The 18,593-nt window shown below is 70.9% G+C and carries 16 protein-coding genes; 10 read left to right on the plus strand and 6 right to left on the minus strand.

The window, feature by feature from the left end; all coding sequences use genetic code 11:
• Window positions 1-16: 16 nt before the first annotated feature.
• On the minus strand, window positions 17-847 hold the full coding sequence (locus tag OG407_RS32950; RefSeq protein ID WP_365305294.1) for a lytic transglycosylase domain-containing protein: 831 nt from the start codon (window positions 845-847) through the stop codon (window positions 17-19).
• Between the two features lie 177 nt (window positions 848-1,024).
• Here OG407_RS32950 and OG407_RS32955 point away from each other — a divergent pair, with 177 nt between their 5' ends.
• The 8 genes from OG407_RS32955 to OG407_RS32990 all read left to right on the plus strand — a co-directional run bounded on the left by OG407_RS32955 (window position 1,025) and on the right by OG407_RS32990 (window position 9,784).
• Complete coding sequence (locus OG407_RS32955; RefSeq protein ID WP_405863170.1) at window positions 1,025-1,858, plus strand: hypothetical protein; 834 nt, start codon at window positions 1,025-1,027, stop codon at window positions 1,856-1,858.
• Complete coding sequence (locus OG407_RS32960) at window positions 1,855-2,133, plus strand: hypothetical protein (protein WP_365305292.1); 279 nt, start codon at window positions 1,855-1,857, stop codon at window positions 2,131-2,133. Before OG407_RS32955 ends, OG407_RS32960 begins: the two co-directional genes overlap by 4 nt.
• An 80-nt stretch (window positions 2,134-2,213) precedes the next feature.
• Window positions 2,214-2,501, plus strand: a complete 288-nt coding sequence (locus tag OG407_RS32965) for a hypothetical protein (protein WP_365305291.1) — start codon at window positions 2,214-2,216, stop codon at window positions 2,499-2,501.
• A 13-nt stretch (window positions 2,502-2,514) separates the two neighbouring features.
• Window positions 2,515-3,270, plus strand: coding sequence for a hypothetical protein (locus OG407_RS32970; protein WP_405863171.1), 756 nt, complete (start codon window positions 2,515-2,517; stop codon window positions 3,268-3,270).
• Window position 3,271: 1 nt separating this feature from the next.
• Window positions 3,272-4,510 carry a hypothetical protein gene (locus OG407_RS32975; protein ID WP_365613800.1) on the plus strand — a complete coding sequence of 413 codons (1,239 nt, stop codon included), beginning with the start codon at window positions 3,272-3,274 and terminating at the stop codon, window positions 4,508-4,510.
• A gap of 167 nt (window positions 4,511-4,677) precedes the next feature.
• Window positions 4,678-6,171, plus strand: a complete 1,494-nt coding sequence (locus tag OG407_RS32980) for an SCO6880 family protein (RefSeq protein ID WP_365613797.1) — start codon at window positions 4,678-4,680, stop codon at window positions 6,169-6,171.
• Window positions 6,168-7,973, plus strand: coding sequence for an ATP/GTP-binding protein (locus OG407_RS32985; RefSeq protein WP_405863172.1), 1,806 nt, complete (start codon window positions 6,168-6,170; stop codon window positions 7,971-7,973). The genes OG407_RS32980 and OG407_RS32985 overlap by 4 nt, the downstream gene beginning before the upstream one ends.
• Window positions 7,961-9,784 carry a type IV secretory system conjugative DNA transfer family protein gene (locus OG407_RS32990; protein ID WP_405863173.1) on the plus strand — a complete coding sequence of 608 codons (1,824 nt, stop codon included), beginning with the start codon at window positions 7,961-7,963 and terminating at the stop codon, window positions 9,782-9,784. Before OG407_RS32985 ends, OG407_RS32990 begins: the two co-directional genes overlap by 13 nt.
• On the opposite strand, the gene OG407_RS32995 is transcribed toward OG407_RS32990, so the two are convergent.
• Window positions 9,681-10,940 carry a DUF418 domain-containing protein gene (locus OG407_RS32995; RefSeq protein WP_405863174.1) on the minus strand — a complete coding sequence of 420 codons (1,260 nt, stop codon included), beginning with the start codon at window positions 10,938-10,940 and terminating at the stop codon, window positions 9,681-9,683. The two genes, OG407_RS32990 and OG407_RS32995, sit on opposite strands and share 104 nt — an antisense overlap.
• Window positions 10,916-11,308 (minus strand): hypothetical protein, encoded by a 393-nt coding sequence (locus tag OG407_RS33000; RefSeq protein WP_365305284.1) that lies wholly within the window; start codon window positions 11,306-11,308, stop codon window positions 10,916-10,918. The genes OG407_RS32995 and OG407_RS33000 overlap by 25 nt, the downstream gene beginning before the upstream one ends.
• Before the next feature lie 155 nt (window positions 11,309-11,463).
• On the opposite strand from OG407_RS33000, the gene OG407_RS33005 reads away from it, so the two are divergent.
• Window positions 11,464-12,498, plus strand: coding sequence for an NlpC/P60 family protein (locus tag OG407_RS33005; protein WP_405863175.1), 1,035 nt, complete (start codon window positions 11,464-11,466; stop codon window positions 12,496-12,498).
• 138 nt (window positions 12,499-12,636) lie between these two features.
• Here the strand turns inward: OG407_RS33005 and OG407_RS33010 are convergent, their stop codons facing one another.
• The 3 genes from OG407_RS33010 to OG407_RS33020 all read right to left on the minus strand — a co-directional run bounded on the left by OG407_RS33010 (window position 12,637) and on the right by OG407_RS33020 (window position 14,993).
• The gene (locus tag OG407_RS33010; RefSeq protein WP_365305282.1) at window positions 12,637-13,284 is read right to left on the minus strand and encodes a hypothetical protein; all 648 of its coding nucleotides are present in this window, start codon (window positions 13,282-13,284) and stop codon (window positions 12,637-12,639) included.
• Window positions 13,285-13,332: 48 nt separating this feature from the next.
• Window positions 13,333-14,460: a hypothetical protein gene (locus OG407_RS33015; protein ID WP_405863176.1), complete on the minus strand. Its 1,128-nt coding sequence runs from the start codon at window positions 14,458-14,460 to the stop codon at window positions 13,333-13,335.
• 119 nt (window positions 14,461-14,579) lie between these two features.
• Complete coding sequence (locus OG407_RS33020) at window positions 14,580-14,993, minus strand: DUF4913 domain-containing protein (RefSeq protein WP_405863177.1); 414 nt, start codon at window positions 14,991-14,993, stop codon at window positions 14,580-14,582.
• 1,952 nt (window positions 14,994-16,945) lie between these two features.
• Between OG407_RS33020 and OG407_RS33025 the strand changes: the two genes are divergently transcribed.
• Window positions 16,946-18,553, plus strand: coding sequence for a glycosyl hydrolase (locus tag OG407_RS33025; RefSeq protein WP_405863178.1), 1,608 nt, complete (start codon window positions 16,946-16,948; stop codon window positions 18,551-18,553).
• The last annotated feature ends 40 nt before the right edge of the window (window positions 18,554-18,593 follow it).

Consider the following 18,593-nt stretch of genomic DNA (forward strand, 5'->3'; position numbering starts at 1 on the left):
GGAGTCGGAGGGTGGGTCAGTTCGTGGGTGTCGGCGTCGGGGTGGGCGTGACGCCGGGGGTGGCGCCCGAGGGCGGGGCGGCGATGCCCTGGTACTTGGCGAACTGGGCGCGGATGGCGAGGACGTAGCTCAGGGCGTCGTTCGACTCCGGGACGCCCTTGGCCGCCTTCACGGCGTCCATCCCGATGGCGTAGCCGGCCAGGGCGAGGTCCAGGACGCTGTTGGTGGTGTTGCCGTCCTTGTCGGTGGTCTTCACGACCGTGCCGTTGTCGAGCAACGTCTGTCCCTGGCCCGCCAGATCGCACATGTAGCGGCCCAGGGCCATGATCGAGTCCTTGTTGTCCGTCGCCTGCGTCTTGCCGTTGTCGTCGTCGTCCTTGCCGTACTTGGCGAAGATGTCCGGCGTCAGCTGTGAGATGCCCGTCTCGCCGTGCGGGCCGACCAGGGTCGAGTTGAAGCCGGACGCCTTCTCCAGCTGGGAGGCGATGACGATCGGGCCGATCGCGTCGCACTGCTCGCCGGCCTTCTGGATGGGGTCCACCAGGTCCGTGGGGACGGTGGCGGTGTCCAACTCGCCCTTCCCGTCGCCCTGGAGGATGGTCATCATCTGGTTCGCGGTGGCGTTGTCACTGGCGTAGTTGTCGGCGCTGCCGCCGCCTCCTCCGAAGAGCAGGATCAGCGCGATGAGCGGGGCCAGCAGGACCCCGAGCCCGCCGAAGATGATGATCAACGGCACGGCGCCCGCCACGGCGAGCGGGATCATCACGCAGCCGCCCACGCCGGCGCCGGCCACGCCGTACATGACGGCCTTCGAGCCTGCGCCGTCTTCGCTCTCTGCCGCACCCATCCGCGTCCTCCGCCTTCTTCGGTTCGCCTTGAACCGCTGTGGCCACATGGCCCGTTGTGCTGTCCGACGGACCCGGTAGACCGAAACGGGTCCCGCGGCCAAGAAGTTCAAAACAGTGGAAACCGGATGAGCCAGAACAGCGGAAGCACGAGGCAAGAGGGGGGCGGGAAAAACATCATGGGCACTCCTTCGGCACCACAGCCGGGCCCGCAGTCGTGGGTGCGGGGACCCAAGTCCACACAGTCCGCGCAGCCGGCCCGCCCGGCGACGGACGACAGCGCGGCCGCCCCCGTCGGACATCCCGCACCGGCCGGATACCAGGCCCCCGTCGGGCAGACGGCGTACTCCCCGCACCAGGGTTTCGGCGGCGGGCTGCCGTCCGCACCGGTACGACAGGGCGCGCCGGCCCCGCGGGCGCAGACCGTCGTACAGCCCGCCCCGCGGCCCGTCGCCCCCCGGCCCGCGGCCCCCGCGCCCCGGTCCGACACCCCGGCACGCAAGGCCGGTTCGGGCCGCCCGGCGGATCCGGGCCTGGATCGGCCGAAGCGGCCGAGGACGGTGGGGCGCGGCAGGCCGCGCGAGGACGTCGGGTGGGTCAAGGCGCACGGCGGCTCCGGCGCGACCTCGCTGGTCGAGGCCCTCGGCGGCGTGGACGTGGGCGCCCGCTGGCCGGAGCCCGCGCGGGGCGAGCCGTACCGGGTCGTCCTGGTCGGCCGGACCAGCGCGAGCGGACTGCGGTCCGTGTCCCAGGCGCTCGGCGCGCTCAAGGACGGCAACGCCCCGCAGGGGCTCGAACTGCTGGCCGTGGTGCTCGTCGCCGACGCCCCCGGCCGACTGCCGCTCAGCCTGCTGCGCCGCATCCGGGTGCTGCGCTCCGTCGCCCGCGTGCACCGCGTGCCGTGGATCCCGGCATGGCGCACGGACGATCGGTTGAAGTACATCCCCAGGCAACTCGTCACGCTCTCCCGGCTGGTGGGCAGCGACGTCTACGGCGAGGGAGCCATGTCGTGAGTCAACTCCTTTCCAGCGCCCAGTACTTGGCCTGGGATCCGGGTGCCGACGGCCAGATGATCCTCAACACCCTGTGCTGGTGCGCCTCGGCCTGCGGCGTCGCCGGACTGATCATCGTCGGCATGCAGATGGCGCTCCAGCTGCGCCGCGGCGACCCGGGCGAGGGCGGTGAGCACTTCCGCGGGGTCTTCTTCGTGGTCCTCGCCTGTGTGATCGCCTCCACGGCCGGTCCGCTCGTCACGTTCCTCGGCGATCTGACCCTGCAAGGCCCGTAGCGCCGACTGACCTTTCGGCACTGCCAGTTCACCCTCCCGCCCACCGCTCAGGCCGGGCGCCGAATCCTCGGAGAATCCTTATGTCCGCCATGCTCCACGAAGCCTCCACCTTCCTCGCCGCCACCGTTCCCCAGCCGACGAGCGACGCCCCCTCCGAACTGACCGACAAGGTCAACCTCGTCCTCGGCATCCTCGCCTGGGCCGGTACCGCCGCCGGTGTCTGCGGCGTGCTGATCACCGGCGCGATGATGGCCATCTCCGTGAAGCGGGGCGAGAGTTCGGAGCACATGAGCCGCCTCGGCATGGTGCTCGGCGGCTGTGTCCTGGTGGCCACGGCCGGCCCGCTCGTCCAGTTCGTCTTCAACTAGGGAGCGCGGGGCAGTGGGCATTCTCAAGCGCGGAGAACGGCGGACCGAGGAGTCCGGGCCGTACTGGAAACAGCGCAGTTGGCAGGCGTCGGCGGGGTTTCTCGCGCTGGTCGTCGTGCTGGGCGTGATCGCCACGCTGACGTCCGGCTCGGGCACCGCAGGCCGGGCCGAGGCACCGGCGTCCAAGGGCCCGCTGTCCGGCACCGTCACCAAGAAGGACGGCCGCCCCGGCGGCTGCCGTACCGACGACAGCGCGGGCGACGCGATACCGACCTCCGTGCCGAAGGACATCAGTTGGCACACGCTCGGCATCGGACGGGTGCCGGTCTCCGCCTCGGCGGGGCCGACCAGGATGCAGGGCGCCGTGTGGTGGTGTTTCGCGCACACCCCCATGGGCGCCGTGCTGGCCGCGACCGACATCCCCACCCAGATGAGCGGATCGCAGTGGCGCACCGTCACCGACCAGCAGGTCGTCGCCGGGCAGGGGCGCGAACTGTTCGTGTTCCAGCGCACCGCCGTGCCGGACTCGGACGGGGCGAACGCGGCCCCGGCCACCTCGTCGTACGCCGGGTTCCAGGTGACCTCGTACACGAGCGGGGCGGCGGCCGTCGGGCTGTTGATCAAGAACGACCAGGGCTATGCCAAGACCACGGTCTACGTGCGCTGGAGCGGTGGCGACTGGAAGATCCAGCCCGACGGCAGCGGCGGACTGTACTCGCAGTTGGCCTCCGAGCAGAGTGCCGTCGGCTACACACTCTGGGGGGCCTGACGTGGCGGCCTGTAGCAACGGGAATCCGCTCGCGGACGCGATCACCGGTTTCTTCAGTTTTCTCGGCGACCCCGTAGGGACGGTCGTCAGTCTGATCGCGAAGACGATCCTCGCCGCCGCGATCGCCGTGTTCGCGGGGCTGGCCGAGAGTGTCCCGACCCTGGAGGACACGACCACCTCGCACGATCTCAGCGACAAGACGTCGTGGATCGTGATCTATCTCGCCGTCGGTTCGCTGGTGTTCGCGGCCGGCAGGATGGCGATCGAGCGCAGAGGCACCGCGGGCGTCACCGCCCTGAAGGGCATCATGCGCGTCGTCCTCGTCTCGGGCGTCGCCACCACCATCTGCCTGGCCGCCGCGAGGGTCGCGGACAACTACTCCTCCTACCTGTTCGACAACTCCGTGCAGAACGCGCTGGACAACATCGGCGCCTGTGGCGACAGCAGCAACATCCAGTCCTTCCTGCTGCTGATCCTCGCCTTCCTGCTGCTGCTCGCGGGGATTCTGCACACGATCCTGATGTACATCCGGCTCGGCGTCATGATGATCATGCTCGGCACCCTTCCGATGGCCGCCGCGGCCTCGATGACGGACTGGGGCGCCGGCTGGTGGCGCAAGCACATCGGCTGGATGATCTCCTGGCTGCTCTACAAGCCCGCGGTCGCCCTCGTGCTGAACGCCGGCATGTCGATGATCACCGCGGGCCAGAACAGCCCGACGGGCGCCAATGTCAACACCCGCATCGCCGGTATCGGCGTGATGCTGCTGTCCGCCATCGCGCTCCCCGCGCTGCTGAAGCTCGTCGTACCGGCCGCCGCTGCCATGGGCACCGGCAACCCGATGGCCTCCATGGGCCAGGCGGGCAGCCAGCTGGCCAGCGGTGCCGTGCAGGTCGGCGCCATGAGCGGTTCGTCCGGCGGCGGCGGTGGCGGTGGCGCACAGAAAGGCCCGAGCGGAGCCAGCGGCACCGGCGGCGCGTCCGGCGGCAGTGGTTCGGACGGCGCGTCCGGCGGCAGCGGTTCCGACGGCGCGTCCGGCTCGGGAGGTCCGAGCGGTGCGGGCAAGAGCGGTGGCGGTGCCGGCAAGGCCGCGGGCGGCGCGGGCAAGGAAGCCGCGGCGGCGATGGGCGGCCCCGCCGGCATGGCGATCCTCGCGGCCGTGGCCGCGACCCAGGTCGCGAGCTCGACCGTCTCCGGCGCCGTCGAGGGGGCCGACGGAGACCTCGGCAACAACAAGTGAGCCCGGGGGAGTCCACGACACCCGGGCCGTACGCCCGTAGCTCCTCCTGGCGTCGTCTCCCCTGACGAACGGCCGCCGGGCGCCCTCCCCCGGGGCGTCCGGCGGTCTCCCCACCGGCACCCGACGCACACCGCACCACCGTCACCTCACGAAAGGAAACCGGTCACATGTCCACGGAAGCCGTCTCCCACCCGACCTACGGGAACTGGCGCAGGCCGAGGCGCGCGGGGCTCGGACCGCTCGGACTCGTCGGCACCTTCGTGATCTTCGGCGGCCTCGTCGCCACCCTGCTGGCGTCGCTGATCTCGCTGTACGCGGCGATCATCGTGTTCGTGCCGGTCGTCCTGTTCCTCATACCGCTCACCATCCGCACCCAGGACGGCCGCAACGTCTACCAGCTCTTCGCCCTGCGCGTCGGCTGGTGGCGCAGGAAGGCCGCGGGCTCGCACCTCTACGTCTCGGGCCCGCTGTCCGCGCGTCCCGGCGGCCGGTTCCGCCCGCCGGGCCTGCTCAACAAGGTCACCGCGAGCGAGGGCCGCGACGCCTACGACCGCCCCTTCGGGATCCTGCACCACCCCCAGCGCGACCTGTACACGATCGTCCTGGGCTGCGACCCCGACGGCGGTTCGCTCATCGACCCGGACCAGGTCGACGTCTGGGTCGCGCTGTGGGGCGAGTGGCTGGCCCGGCTCTCCCACGAACCCGGTCTCAAGGGCGCCACCGTGATCGTGGAGACCGCCCCCGACCCCGGCACCCGGCTCGCCCACGAGGTGCTGCCCCGCATCCACCCGAACGCGCCGGCCGCCGCCCGCGCCGTGATGGAGGAGGTCGTCGAGCGCTACCCGAGCGCCTCCTCCGAGATGCACACCTACGTCACCCTCACCTACGGCAACCCGGCCGGCCAGAAGCGCCGGAAGGAGGACGTGATGACCGAACTGGCCATCCGCATCCCCGGCCTGCTCAGCGGCCTCGTCGCGGCCGGCGGCGGTGCCGCCTACCCGCTGTCGGCCGAGCGGATCGCCGAGGTCGTCCGGGTCGCCTACGACCCCGCCGTCGCCGCCGACGTCCTCAACGCCCGTGCCCTGGAAGGCGGAACGGGCCTGGAGTGGGACGACGCCGGTCCCGCCGCCGCCGTGGAGACGGTCAACGCCTACCAGCACGACTCGGGTGTCTCCCGCACCTGGATGCTGACCCTGGCACCCCGCGGCACCGTCCGCTCCTCGGTGCTGCGCGGCATGCTGGAGGCCGCCCCCGGCACCCGGCGCAAGCGGGTCGCCCTGGTCTACCGGGCCATCGACCCCGCCACCTCGGCCCGCATCGTCGAGGCCGACCGGCGCAGCGCCCAGTTCATGGCGACCTCCGGCAAGGGCATGGTCCAGGCGCGCGCGGCCTCCGAGGTGCGGGCGGCCGAACAGACCGCCGCCGAGGAGGCGTCCGGCGCCGGACTCGTGGAGTTCTCCCTGATGCTGACGGTCACCGTCGACAACCTGGCGGAACTCGCCGACGCCAGCGTCACCGTACGCAACCTGACCGCGGCGTCCCGGGTGCTGATGCGCCCCGCCGACCGGATGCAGGCGGCCGCGTTCAGCTGCACCCTGCCCGCCGGGATCCTTCCGTGGGAACAGACCCTCGTCCCGCACGAACTGCAGGAGGCGCTGTGAGCCGCCGTAGCGAGGAGAAACTGGCCGAGCGCGCGGACCTGATGGCCGAGGAGCAGGCGCTCCGGGACCTGGCCGCGGGCGGGTCGGGGCTGGTCGGCCTGGACGGTTCCGGGGCCGAGGCCGCCGCGACGAAGTCCGCGAAGGCCAGGGCGAAGTCCGACGCCAGGCGCGGCGGCAAGGGCAAGGCCCCGGCCAGGCCCCGCGAGCCGTACGTCCCGGCCCGCGGCTGGGAGGGCGCCGGCGGTGGCCGCGTCGGCTACATGGACCCGCCCACCATGTGGCGCGCCACCACCGTGCAGGCCTGCGGCATGTGGCCGTTCGCCGCCGGTTCGGGCTCGCCCATGACCGGAGTGCCGCTCGGACAGCACCTGTTCACCGGCGCCACGGTCTGCGGCGACCCGCTGAACTGGTTCACCCGGGCCCGCTACATCTCCAACCCCTCCCTGTTCATGCTCGGCATGCCGGGCCTGGGCAAGTCGACCCTCATCAACCGGATGCTGATCGGGCTCGCCGCGACCGGTGTCGTCCCGCTGGTCCTCGGCGACCTCAAGCCCGACTACGCCGACACCGTGCGCGCGCTCGGCGGCCAGGTCATCTCCATCGGCCGCGGCCGGGGCGGCATCAACGTCCTCGACCCGGGCGCCATGGGCGAGGCCGCCGCGAAGGTCGGCGGCGAGGCCGGCGAGGTCCTGAAGGCCGAGGCCCACGGCCGGGTGCTGAACATGGTCGCCGCCCTCATCACCATCGTGCGCGGCCGGCCCATGGACGACCACGAGCAGTCCGTGCTCTCCGCCGTCCTGCACCACCTGCGCGAACGCACCCGGCCCGGTCGCAGCGTGCTGCTGCCCGACGTGCTGCGGGTCCTCACCGAGGGCCCCGACCGGGTCCGCGCGGTCACCCTCGACCGCGGCGACGACACCCGCTACCGGGACGCCGTGGACCCGCTGCACCGCTCCCTGCTCGGCATCCTCGACGGCCCGCTCGGCGACACCTTCGCCTCCGAGACGTCCACCCGGATCGACGCGAACGCGCCCGCCGTGTGCATCGACATCTCCGGCATCGGCGAGGCCGACACCCAGCTCACCGCCGCCGCGATGCTCGCCGCCTGGTCCGACGGCCTCGGCACGGTCGCCGCCTCGCACGCCCTCGCGGACGCCGGACTCGCCCCCCGGCGCTGGTTCTTCACCGTGCTGGACGAGCTGTGGCGCCCGCTGCGCGCGGCCTCCGGCATCGTCGACCGCATCGACGCCCTCACCCGCCTCAACCGCTCCCTCGGCCTCGGCGACGCCAAGATCACCCACACCCTCAAGGACGCCGAGGCCCTCGGCACCGACGCCGACCGGGCCAAGGCGCGCGGCTTCGTCGAGCGGGCCGGCATGGTCGTCTGCGCCGGGCTGCCGAAGACCGAGATGGAGGATCTCGGCAAGGTCGTCGGACTCTCCCGCCGCGAGATCGAACTCGTCTCGTCCTGGTCCTCGCCACCCGGCTGGGGCGTACGCGGCGAGGACGAGGAGCCGCCGGGCCGCGGCCGCTTCCTCATCAAGGTCGGTGGCCGCCCCGGCATCCCGATCAAGGTCGCCATCACCGACGCCGAGCGCGACCTGCACAACACCAACACCCGCTGGACGACCAACGAGGCGGCCATCGAACAGGCCGCCGCCCGCGCCGCCGCCGAGGTCGCCCGGGCCGCGCGGGAAGGACCCCTGCCCCTGGCCCTCCCCGGCGATCCGGGCGCCCTCGCCCTCCCCGGCGACCCGGGCTTTCCCGCCGTAGAGGCGTCGGCCGGGGGGTGGACGGCGTGAGCGGGCCCCGCAGCACCGACCTCGGCGACCAGATGCAGTGGGCGATCGCCGCGCTGGCCGGCTTCGGCATCCTCGCGTTCACCATCGTCTGGGCCGGCGGCACCTTCGGCGCCGGTCTCGCCGGCTACGGCTGGGACGCCCCGCCGTTCGCCATGTCCACCGTCTCCGCCCTGATCTCCGACGGACCGACCGCGCTGTGGCCGGGCACCCCGGCCGCCGTGCTCTACGCCGGCATGTTCGGCGTCCTGGCGCTGATCACGGTGCCCGCCGCCCTCGCCGTCAACTTCTTCATGGACCGCGGCAGAGCGCCCAAGGGCCTCGCCGGGCGGCGCGAACTCGCCGCCATGTGCCCCAAGGGCATCGAGGCCCGCGCCCGTGAACTGCGCCCCACCCTCAAGGGCCGCGCGGAGGTCCACCCCGACGAGACGGGCAATCTCCTCGGCGACCTCGACCCCAAGGGCCCCGAACTGCGCAGCAGTTACGAGGACGTGGAGCTCGACCTGATGGCACCCCGCGCCGGCAAGTCCACCGGCATCGCCGTGCCCCGGGTGCTGCGCGCCCAGGGCGCGGTCCTGCTGACCTCCAACAAGTCCGACGTGTACGCCGTCACCCGCGCCCAGCGCGAGAAGGCGGGCACGGTGTGGACGTTCGACCCGCAGGGCATCGCCCACGCCCCGCGCGCCATGTGGTGGAACATCCTCGGCGAGTGCCACACCATCGAGGGCGCCCGCCGGATGGCCGGTCACTTCGTGGCGTCCGTCAACGACGACACCGCGAAGAAGGACTTCTGGATCTCGGCCGCCCAGAACACCCTGACCGCACTGTTCCTGGCCGCCGCCCGCGGCCGGGCCCCGCTGACCGAGCTGCTGGCCTGGCTCGCCGACCCCGCCGACCGCACCCCCATCGACCTGCTCCGCGAGGTCGGACTCGTCGCGATGGCCGAGCAGTTGCAGGGCACGGTGCGCGGCGCGGTGGAGACCCGGGACGGCATCTACGAGACCGCCCGCCAGACCGCGTCCTGCCTCCTCGACCCCGATATCCTCGCCTGGGTCACCCCCGACCCCCAACTCCCGGAATTCCGCCCGCACGAGCACGTCCTGGGCACCGACACCCTCTACCTCCTCTCCAAGGACGGCGGCGGCTCGGCGGCCGGCGTCATCGCGGGTCTCGCCGACGCGACGATGCGGGCGGGTGTCGTGGCCGCCGAGCGGATGGGCGGCCGGCTCGACCCGCCGCTCACCGCGGTCCTCGACGAGGCGGCCAACGTGTGCCGCATCTCCGATCTCCCCGACCTGTACTCCCACTTCGGCTCGCGCGGCATCAACGTCGTGACCCTGCTGCAGAGTTACCGCCAGGGCGCCCGCGTGTGGGGCGACGTCGGGATGGACGCGCTGTGGAGCGCGGCGACCGTCAAACTCCTCGGCGCGGGCCTGGACGACGCCGACTTCGTGCAGAAGATCTCCACCCTGGTCGGCCAGCACGACGTGAAGACCCCGAGCATCTCCCGCAGCAAGGACGGCACTTCACGCTCGTACTCCTACCGCCAGGAATCCGTCCTGCCGCCCGACAGGATCCGCGCCCTCCCCAAGGGCACCGCCCTGCTCCTCGCCACCGGCGTCAAGCCGGCCCTGATCCGGCTGCGCCCCTGGTACAAGGAGCCCGGCGCGGAGGTCATCTCGGCGGCGGCGAAGGCGGAGACGGCGGCGATCACGGAACGCGCAGCGGCTCGTCTGCTGCCGGGCCCGGGTCTGACCCTGGAGAAGGACAACGTCGTGGAGATGGACGACTACCGGGACGCCGCCACAGCGTGACGGTCCGCAGCACCAGCTCGGCCGGCGCGTACCGCACCCGTCCCATCAGCCATACACCCAGGGCGAGTTGAGCGCCGTACAGCACCAGGCACCCGGCGAGGACGACGGCGGTGCCGACCCGGTCGTAGAGACCGAAGCCGTAACCGGTGAAGACGAACGCGAGGACCAGCGACTGCGAGAGGTAATGCGTGAGGGCCATGCGCCCGGAGGCGGCCAGCACACGGCCCGCCGCCGGGCGCAGCGCGCCGACCAGCAGGAGCAGGCCGCAGGCGTACGACGCCGTGAGCGCGGGTGCGGTCAGCAGCGACACCGCGTGTCCGACCAGGAACCAGCGGCTGTCCAGCGGCCCGTTCGCACAGCACGCGGTGACGATCCCGCCGGCCAGGCCGACCGGCAGCCACCGTACGACGACCCGCCTGAGCCAGGCCCGGTCCCGGCCGCGCCGCTCCACCAGACCCGCCTTCGCCGCCGCGAGGCCGGCCAGGAACGCGGCCAGCATGTCGGGGGCGTACAGGGCGTTCGCGCCCATGGTCGTGGGCAGTTCACGCAGACGGGCCTCTACGACCGACAGGAAACCGCCGCGATAGCCGGCCACCGTGCGCGCGGCCTCGGGAGCGTACTGCGCCGGGGTGACCGGCTGGGTGAAGGCGACGGTCAGCAGCCCGTACCCGAGCAGCAGCACCGCGAGGCCCGCCACCAGACAGACCGCGACCCGCAGCGCGGCCCGGGGACCCAGCCCGCGCAGGCCGTACAGGACCAGTCCCAGGACGGCGTACGTCATCAGGATGTCGCCGGTGTAGAGCAGCACCGCGTGCAGGAGTCCGAGGCCGAACAGCCCTGCCGTACGCCGGAGTTGGCGCCCGGCGGAGCCGCCGTCCGGCTGCCCGGCGGAGCGTTCCTGGAGGACGAAGCTGTAGCCGAAGAGGAACGAGAACAGCTGGTAGAGGGTGGTGGTCGCGGTCACCGCCCAGGCGGCGGCCCGGTCGACGGCAGTGGCGTCAGGCCCGCCGCCGAACGCGGTGTAAGGACCCGCCATCAGCTGGGAGTTGACGAGCAGGATGCCCAACAGGGCGAACCCGCGCAGCACATCGACGTCCCGGACCCGCCCGGGACCGACCTTCCCGCGCCCGCTCACCGCGTCAGCCGGGTACCGCACACGAAGGCCACGGTCGACGTCAGGAACCACCCGAACGTCGGCGACAGCAGATACCGCGGGGTCCAGAGCCGGGCCGCCGTGGGCCGGTCGCGCGGATAGCACACGGGCACCGTCCCGCCGACCGGCGGCAGTCCGCGCAGCGACCCGTACACCCCCGTGTCCACGACCACGGGCCGCCCCAGGTGGTCGGTGAACAGCACGAGCCCGGTCCGCCGCCGGTCGCCCACGACACGCGGGATCACCGTGCCCGTCACGAGCACTCCGCGCACCCACAGGCGCGCCACGGTCACCAACTGCCCTACGGCGAGCAGGAGAAACCCGAGACCCACCCCCGTGCACAGGGCGAGCAGCAGCAACCTGGCGTCCATACGGTCCCCTTCACCGGCCGTCGTACCTCTTCGCGCACAACGTCTGCCGCGCGCCGCGGGTTCACGCCGTCACCTCCTCACTGAACCGCCGTACGGGTGGCGCCCGTTGTGCGTACGCATCCTCACCGACGCGTACGAAGGGAGCTTCGGCCCAGATGAGACGGCCTCTGCGCACACACGGCCACCGGGCGGCGGCAGCCGTCGCCCTGGCCTGCGCCCTGACGGCGGCGAGCCAACAGGGCGCCCAGGCCGACCCCCAGACCCTCACCGAGGTACAGGCCAGGCTGGCGAGCCTGTACCACCAGGCGGAGGTGGCGACCGACAAGTACGACGCGGCCGACGGCAGGGTGACGGCGCAGACGAAGCGTGTCGGTTCGCTCAGCTCCCAGGTCCGCACGGCCGAGGCGAGACTGACCCGCCTCAACTCCCTTGCCGGAGCTGCGGCCAGGGCCCAGTACCGCGGCGGCGGAGTGCCCGCCGAGCTCCAGTTCGCGCTGGCCAGCGACCCCGGACGGGCCCTGGACAACGCGGGGTTGGCGCTCCAGGCCCAGCAGAACACGCAGAACCTTTTGACGGACCTGAAGACGACGAAGGCGTCCCTGCGCACCCGCACGGACGAGGCGGCGGCCGAACTGAAGCGGCTGCGGGCGAGTCGGCGCGCGATGGCGGCGCAGCGCACGACGATCGAGCAACACATCGACGAGGCGAAGGCGTTGGAGTCCTCGCTGGCGGCGAAGGAACGCCAACGCCTCGCCGACCTGGAGAAGAAGGACGCCGACCAGGCCCAGGCGAAGTGGGAGAGCACGGGCATCCTCAAGAAGGTCGGCACCGACGCGACGACCGCCGGCCAGAAGGCCATCGCCTTCGCCGTCCAGCAGATCGGCAAGCCCTACGTCTGGGGCGCCGAGGGCCCCGACTCCTACGACTGCTCCGGCCTCACGTCCCAGGCGTGGCTCGCGGCGGGCGTCACCATCCCCCGCACATCGGAACAGCAGTGGGCCCGGCTCAAGCACGTCCCGATCGAGGACATGCGACCCGGTGACCTGATCATCTACTTCTCCGACGCGAGCCATGTGGCGATCTACGTCGGGGGCGGGAACATCATCTCGGCGCCGCGGCCGGGGCGGTACGTGTATGAGTCGCCGGCGGCCTCGATGCTGATCTTGGGGGTGGTACGGCCGGACGCGTGACGTGGAGAATCGGTCGCGCACATCGCCGTTCCCCTCGCCGGCCCGCGAGAGGAACGGCTTTCTCGTACGGCCGCACAGCGAAGCATCCTGCCCACCGGAGCGGTGGACAGGATGCCTGGGGACTGCTGACGCCGTGGGCTACTTCGCCGCTATTTTCGGATGGGTGGCCAAGCTCGGCGACGGCGGGGGACTGCGATGCTCGCCGCTCTCCGGCACCGCGCTGAGGGACGACTGGAACTTCCCCGCCTGTGCCGCGGCCGCCCGCCTCTGCACCTCCGCGGTGTTGGCGCGGAACGGCCGGTCGAACTCCGCGAGCGCGCCGGGCGCTTTGCCCCTGACATGACGCCGGGCAGCCTCATGGCTGATCCGCACGTGGCGGGGCCGGTCGTCCTGATACGTGTTGGTGAACGCGGCGATGCTGGTGGTGGGTATCCACTTGCCCCCTTTGCCCTCGATCGAGAACACCTGATCCTGGAAGCTCTCCGGGCTCGGTATGCGCCTCGAAACAGCCCCCGGCCTGGCCGAGTCGCCGATCAGGCGCTGGGTGTACACGTACAGCTCCTGCGGAGCGCGGCTGCTCATGTCCCTGGCCTGTTGCTCCGACAGCTGACGCAGCTGGTTCGGCACGGGTGCGCTCGGTCCGCCGTCGAGACGGGGCTGATGCCACTCACTGTCGATGAGAGACCGGTACTCCCACGTCCTCGCGGCGTCGGAGTGCCGCCACAGACTGTCGGCGGTGCCGAGTTCCGGGATCTCCATCTCATGGGCCCAATACGTGTAGGCCATCCGGCTCCTCCCTCCTTCACGTGCTCCGATGTGGTCCTGTCGTGGTGGTCAGCGCGCCGGGGCCGGGGCCGGGGTGTGGCGGGTGGGGGACACGGCCGGGGCCGTGTGCACGGGTATCTCGCCGGGTGCGCTGTTCGTGCGACTGATCGCCGGCAACTGTGCCGCCTCGGCCGCCCGCTCGTAGAGCGACTGGTTGCTGTTCCTTCGCTGGAGAGGCTGCTGGTTCTGGATGGCCTCCATGGCGAACAGGATCCTGTTCACCTGGGCCAGCGCTTCCGGCTTCGGTGCCGGAACGGAGGCAGGTCCGTCCAGCACCTTGCCGACCTTCATCGACCGCGTCAGCGCGTCCAGGCGATCCAGGTTGGCCGGCATGACGTCGTCGCGGCCCTGATACATCGAGGCCATCACATAGTCGGTCGCCTGCTTGTAGGCCTGCGCATCAGCACCGAACTTCTTCTCCAGCATGCCTGAGCGCTGAAGTTCATAGGGCAGATGCAGCTTGTCCTTGACCTTGAGGTTGCCCGGGGTGTGCATCTGGAACTCGCAGGGGACGTCGAACCCTCTGGCCTGCAACTCGACCGTCACTGCCGGGCTGGGGGCACCGAGGTCGGTGGGGTCCTCCCTCGCTGCGATCGTCTTCGCGGCGTCCTGAACGATGCTGTCCTTCTGGAAGGCACGCACCTCCGGGTCCGTGGCGTCGACCTGTATGGCCGGCTTGACCACGGCGTTGCCGCCCTTGTAGACGGGATTGCGCCAGCTGTGATTGAACTTGATGAACTCGGCGTTCTCGCCGTTCAGATGGTTGACGGCGCCTTCGGCCGCCGCCGTGTAGTTGGCGGGTTCGGTGGCCGACGAGTAGCGGTGCAGGTCCTTGACGTCGGCGAGGACCGCCTGGATGTCGCCTTCGTAGTCGGGGAGCTGACTCGCGACCTTTCGGCGCAGCGAGTTCAGACCCTTGAGGGAGTGCTCGATCTCGCCCTCTCCCGTGTCTCCCACCAGCACCATCCCGAGACCCGCGTTGGCGGCGACAACACCGCGCATCATGGCGTCGTAGGCCGGCCGGCGGGCCACTCCGGCCTCGTGGAATTCCTTTACTGCGGCGTTCTGCTCGGGGGTCAGGCTCAGCGATACCTCTGTGCCTTCTCCCTGCCAGCTTCCATCGGGCTTTTCACCCATTGCGCGGACCTCCGGAATTCTCGGTGTGTGAACCGAAATTGTTCACGCATCTGTCTGAACTCAACGGAACGGAGGGGGAAAAGGGTTCAACGAACTTAGGAAGGATCTTGGCGTCGAGGTCAGAAGCCGTACTCATCGGCTGTCGGCGCCTCCTTGGCCCGATGGCTCCCCGCCTTGCAGCCGGCGAACGGCCCGGAAGGGTCGCGCAGCGAGGCCATCACATGGGCCATGCAGTCGCGGTGCCAGTTGAGCGGGCCGCTCAGCGAGGAGCCGGGGCCCGTCAGCTCCTGCCAGGACATCCACAGGGCGTGCAACTGCGCGACCGCTTCGGGATGTTCCCACCAGCGAGGACACCAGGGGGAGGACGAGTGCGGCTCCCTGCCGTACACCGGAAGCAGCAGGAACCCCACCCAGTCGACCAGACCCTTCAGCGCGTCGTCGTATGCGGAGCCCTCCAGGTAGAGGATGAATTCTGCTTTCTTCTCCGGTGCGGGGCTCTTCGCCGGTTCGGTGTTCGTGGTCGTCTGGGACATGTCGAGTTCCTTTCGAAGGGGTGCACAGCCAAAACGGCTGGACCGTTACGAGCGGTTCAAACGTTGAACCCCCGGTGGACGCGATCCGTTGTGCGTCTCGAACGCGGAATGCGGCCATGGCCGTCCACCACAGGGAGAAGCGGCATGATGAGGTACGAGGTCGAAGCATTCGGCGGAATCGACTCCGAGACGGTTCGCGAGGAATGCGAGCGGGCGGCCACCGGTGCCGGACGCTTCGCGCCGGCCGGGCTGTTGAGGCGACGGCAGCCCGGGTTCGAGGCGCCCGGAGATTTTCCTCGTCGAGCTTCTGGCCGGCCCGTGAGCAGTGTCCGGCAGCCTCCCCGATCACCGTTGCCGGCCGGCTTGTTGCCGTTGCCGGCGGGGTTCGAGTTGTCGGTCGTCGCCCCGGCGGGGTGAGCCGGCAGGATCGGTCGACGCGCGCAGTGGCCCTTGCAGTCGGCATCCGACCGGCTGCAAGGGCCGCGCTGTGTCCACGGTCCCTCGGTCACCGGACTCGCGGGCTCCCGGACCGGCTCGGCGGGGGCACGGGACGGGACGGGGAACTGACGCTGTTCGCGGGGCTGGTGGAGGTCGGGGTCGTCGTCCGGCCGTTCTGGGTCGAGGAGAGGTATCCGGCCGCCCGCTGGAGCGCCGTTCTGTCGGACGTGTCCGCCGGTGGCTGCTCGCGGTGTTCCCGCGTCGGAATGCTGGGGAACGGGTAGGGGGCTTTCTCGCCAGGGGGAGTCGGGAGATGCGCGACATCCTCGACGGGAGTCACGGTGGCCCGCAGATCAGGTGTGTCGGGCAGGATCACCGGGGAATCCATCGGTGTGTGATCCGACAGTGTGTGATCCGCCGACGCGTGGTGATCGCCTGTCAGGTCGAGAGACTGTTCCTGCGCTGAACGGTCGTCGAAGATCGCGCTCAGTGCGTGCGCTCTGTCGAGAAGGTTCCGCAGATCCAGGGGACCTTTGGGCCGCGCCGGCGGGGGATCCAGGAGCGGGAATTCCAGGGGCGAGAGCGCCGGGGACGGCGTCGCCGGTCCGGAAGGCGTGAGCGACGGGGTCGACGCCTGACGTCCGTGGCCGATCGAGTCGGGGTCGTACGTCAACGGCCGCGACCACGGAACCTCTCGCATGGGAGGGGAGTCCGTCGGCGGTCGCTCCCATGGGGAAGTGGGCCTCGTCGGCGGTCGCTCTCGTGGGGGAGACGGCACCGGGGACGACGGCGGGGGCGTTCGGGGGACTTGGGTGGTTCGGTGCGGCGGCTGGTTCTCCGGGGCGCCCCGCTCCAACAGTTCCTCGAGTATCGGGAGCCGGTTGTTCTTGTACGCCCTCTGCAACTGGGGGCTTTCCGCGATGAGCTCCAGCATCTCGTGCGTGACCTGCTGAAGCTGCTCCAGCGTAAGAAGGTTCAGCGCCCCGGCCGCGGTGGGAGGGAGACGCGCGACAGGGGGCGCGCTCTCCCCGGCCGGGGAAGGTGACTCGCCGCTTCCACCGGCCTCACCGGACGGTCCGGCACTGCCCCCGGAGCGCGATCCCGTCAGCCTTCGCCACAGCTGCGAGAGGCCCTCTGCCAGATCGCGGGTGCTCGAAGTCGCACGGAGATCGTCGTCGATCAGATGCCGCGCCATGGACTTCCAGGGAGTGTCCCGCTGGGAGGCGGGCTGCCTCTTGGTCAACCGCCTTGATCGTCGGGGAACCGGATTGGTGTTGGCCACGGCGACCCCTTTCGCTTCGGTTTTCTCCTCGGTCGGATCTCATGGCGCGCCTGGACGCACAGGAGCACAACGGGCCGCCGGGGCGAACGGTTCAACAAGGTGGTTCGGCAGGTCCGGAACGGGGATCGGCACACACCCCCCTGAACCATCCACCGTGCTGATCCGTCGTGCCTGCGGCGGCGACGACTGATCGTCGGACAACCCGCGCAAGCCCGATGGAGAGACCCGCTCTATGCGTAGACGTACTTCATTGCTCCTGGCCCTGCTCCTGGTGATCGTCGGTGTCACAGGCACCGCCGTGGGGATACAGGTCCACCGCTCCCACAGCCAGAACATCGACGGATCGACGGTCGCAGCGGTCGCCGACCACACCATCACCCTGCGGAACAACACAGCCGCCCGCATCTGGGTCGGCAGCGAGGTCAACGCGGACGGTTCGACCGTGATCACCGGGCTGCCGACGCTGGACCCGGGCCAGTCCGCCACGATCACCGTGCCGGAGCACGAGGGTGCCGGGCACTGGCGCGGCACCTTCTTCGCCCGTCAGGGGTGCGGCGGTGACGACGGGAGCACGTTCCACTGCGCCGTGGGCGACTGCGGACCCTACGTCGACCACTGCACGCTCGGCCAACAGCCCACCGGACTCGCCGAGTTCAACTTCGACCCGGCCGACTCGCTGGCTCCCTGGTACGACGTCAGCTACGTCGACGCCGTCGCCGCGCCCGTCACCATCACGCCGAACGACGTGACCCCGCCCGCGAGCGGCGAGTGCGCGGTGGCGGGCTGCGCCGAGGATCTGCTGTCCGGCTGCCCGGCCGAGGACCTGATCAAGGACCCGGGTACCGGGCAGGCGCTGGTGTGCGTCAATCCGGACCGGGACGCGAAGACCCCGTACAGCGACATGATCAACCAGAAGTGCCCCACGGCGTACGCCTGGTCCAAGCAGGACGCCGAACCGGGCAACAAGGTCATGTACCAGTGCACCAAGTGCAGCGGCCTGACCGTCGCCTTCGGAACCGGCAGCCCCGCCCCGGCCGACCCCGCCACCACTCAGCCCGTCCCCGCCACCCAACCCGCCACCACGGCCGCCTCGACCCGCAAGGGCGTCAGCCTCAACGCCGTCGACGGCGCCTCCCAGGCGCTGGCCGAGTCCGGCGCGTCCTGGTACTTCAACTGGGCGTCCTCCACCGGCGCGGTCACCAAGCCGGACGGTGTCGACTACGTGCCGATGATCTGGGGGCCCGGCTCCGTCACCGACGCCGAACTGAGCGCCGCGACCCAGGGCGGCAGCAAGGAACTCCTCGGCTTCAACGAGCCCGACAACGCCGGGCAGTCCAACATGACGGCTGAACAAGCACTGGACCTGTGGCCCCGGCTGGAGTCCACCGGACTGCGGCTGGGAGCGCCCGCGGTGTCCGCAGGCGCCGCCGACGACGGCGGCTGGCTGGACCGTTTCATGAAGGGAGCGAGCGACCGCGGTCTGCGCGTCGACTTCATCCCCGTGCACTGGTACGGCTCCGACTTCGGCCCCGATGCCGCCAACCAGCTGCGCGGCTATCTGCAGGCCGTCTGGGACCGCTACCACAAGCCGATCTGGCTGACCGAGTACGGCCTCATCGGCTTCCCCGCGCCCACCCCCGACGTCCCCCAGCCCGCCCCCCGCTACCCCAGCGAGCAGGAACAGACCGCCTTCATCACGTCGTCGACGCAGATGCTGGACAGCCTGGACTTCGTGGAACGCTACGCGTGGTTCACGCTCTCCACGCAGACCAGCCCGACCGGCCTCTACGACGGCACGACCGCCAACGCCAGCGGCCGTGTCTACCACGACGCGAGCTGACCCGGGGTTGAACCATCCTCACGTCCCGCCCGTTGTACGG

It is taken from the genome of Streptomyces sp. NBC_01515 (genome assembly GCF_045040345.1).
GTDB lineage: Bacteria > Actinomycetota > Actinomycetes > Streptomycetales > Streptomycetaceae > Streptomyces.